At 66.2% G+C, this 521-nt stretch carries 1 pseudogene; it reads left to right on the top strand.

Annotated elements, in window-relative coordinates:
- Window positions 1-521: pseudogene (locus tag DEQ92_RS21825) on the top strand (ZIP family metal transporter); the annotation flags it as partial.

Raw genomic sequence — 521 nt, 5'->3', positions numbered from 1 at the left:
GACGGGAGCGTGGAAGCTCCTCGTCGTCTCGTGGGCTGCCTTTGCGGCGATGGCGTTTGCTGCCCCGTTCGGCGCGCGCGCTCGGACCGAACACGCCGAGGGACTCGTCTGGGGCTACGGTCTCGCCAGCGGCGCGATGGTGACGAGCGCGGCCGTCTTTCTCGTCCCGCAGGCACTCGGCCACCACACCCAGTTCGGCGGATTTGGTATCGCGTTCGGTATCCTCGCCGGATTCGGCGCACACACCGTGGGCCACCGGTTCGCTCACATGAACTTCCCGGTCGACCGCACCGTGACGGAACTCTCCGCACACGCCATTTCCGCGGGTGCCATCATCGGAATCGTCTACGGAAACATCGATGTCGGGGTCGGACTCGGCCTCGCTATCGTCTCTCACAAAGGCCCCGCCGGATACGCCGCCGCTCGTCGCCTTTCGAGCCAGAACAAGCCCGTCTTCCCGCTTCTCCTTCCCGCTGCGGGGCTGGGTATCGCGGCTATCATCTCCAGTGCCGTGTCGCTTC

The sequence above is a fragment of the Haloferax sp. Atlit-6N genome, assembly GCF_003383195.1.
Classification (GTDB): domain Archaea; phylum Halobacteriota; class Halobacteria; order Halobacteriales; family Haloferacaceae; genus Haloferax; species Haloferax gibbonsii.
This window is presented reverse-complemented; position numbering and strand designations above follow the sequence as displayed.